Source organism: Streptomyces sp. NPDC055506 (genome assembly GCF_053643595.1).
Genome location: NZ_JBSHKH010000290.1, coordinates 1 through 1,436, shown reverse-complemented (window position 1 = coordinate 1,436; position 1,436 = coordinate 1). Strand labels below are relative to the sequence as shown.

Annotated in this window: 1 protein-coding gene; it reads right to left on the bottom strand. The window is 69.0% G+C overall.

Annotated features, from left to right (window positions below):
- Positions 1–49 precede the first annotated feature (49 nt).
- Positions 50–1,258: a glycosyltransferase family 2 protein gene (locus ACWIF2_RS40695; protein ID WP_454366742.1), complete on the bottom strand. Its 1,209-nt coding sequence runs from the start codon at positions 1,256–1,258 to the stop codon at positions 50–52.
- Positions 1,259–1,436: the final 178 nt, after the last annotated feature.

Here is a 1,436-nt window from a genome sequence, read left to right as displayed (position 1 = left end):
CGAGAGGTGAACGCGGGGGCCGTGCGAAAGCCGGCCCCCGCAGCCGTGTTCACGCCGCCGGCCGCACCTCGCGCGACGTCAGCACCCGCCGCGCCTTGCGTACCGCCCGGCGTACGAAGGTGTGGGCGCCGCCCTCGCGGTAGCCCGGGAAGGCGCGGGCCTCGCGCGGCTCGGCGAGGTACACCGAGTCGGGGATGCCGGCGGCGCGGTCGCGGAAGTGCGGGTAGGCCAGGTAGACGCGGCGGCCCTTGCGCTCCAGGAGCGCCGCCGCCTGCTTCTTGGCCTTGACGAACTTGACGACCTCGATGAGCAGCTCGGGCCGCTGCTCGGCGACCAGGTGCAGCCGCAGCCGCTCGTGGACCTTGAGGCGCTGGGCGGCGCCCTCGGTCCAGTGGGCGTCCATCAGGGGCTTGGCCAGCTCGAACTTGTGCCGGCGGATCTCCTCGCTGTCCGTGAGGTACTTGGGCCCGAACTGCGGGAGCAGCGTGACGAGTAAGGGCCGGAGCATCAGCTGGTCGCGCCGGGGGCCCGCGGGGACGTGCTCGGCGATCAGATTCATCAGGGCACGCGCGGAGTCGAAGCGCAGCGTGTAACTGCCGCTCTTGGTCACGTGCTTGCCGTCGTCGCGGCCGACCAGGTAGTAGCAGGTGTGGTCGGCGACCACGGAGACGCCGTTCGCCCGCAGGTACGCCTCCATGGTGAACAGCGCGTCCTCGCCGGTGAACAGCGACTCGTCGAACCGCATGCCGTGCCGGTCCAGCAGCTCGCGGCGGAACAGCTTCTGCGCGCTGAGCGTGAACTTGATGTTGGAGGAGAAGACGTCGGTCCGCTCCACCGTCTTGCCCCACATGGACTTCGGCGCGGAGCGGTTGACGCCCTCGACCTTGCCGAGGACGACGTCCGTGCCGGCGCGGTCGGCCATGCCGACCATCCGCTCCAGGGCCTCGGGGCCCAGCCGGTCGTCGGCGTCGAGGAAGAAGACGTAACGTCCGGTCGCCTTGCCCAGGCCGACGTTGCGCGGGCCGCTGGGGCCGCCGGAGTTCTCCTGCCGGACCACCAGGACGTGCATGGGAGCGCGCTCGGCGAACTCCTCCAGGTACTCCCCCGTCCCGTCCGTCGATCCGTCGTCCACCGCGATGACCTCGACGCGCTCTGGATCGATGGTCTGTGCCTCGACGGACGAGAGGCACTCGATCAGATACGGCATCGCTTCGTACGCCCCGATGATCACACTCACATCAGGCTGCGCAACGGCCACGTTTCCCCCTAGTCAATGGGATATTCCCCCCGTATCGCCTCATTCGCTACTTGGTAGACGGGTGATCGAGGCAAGCGGTTGCCTCGCACGCACGTGTTAGTGGGACACGTCACACAATGAATCGACAGACAGCGGGCAAGCGAAAGGGCTCGGCCCCGAGGAGAACGCTCCTCGGGGC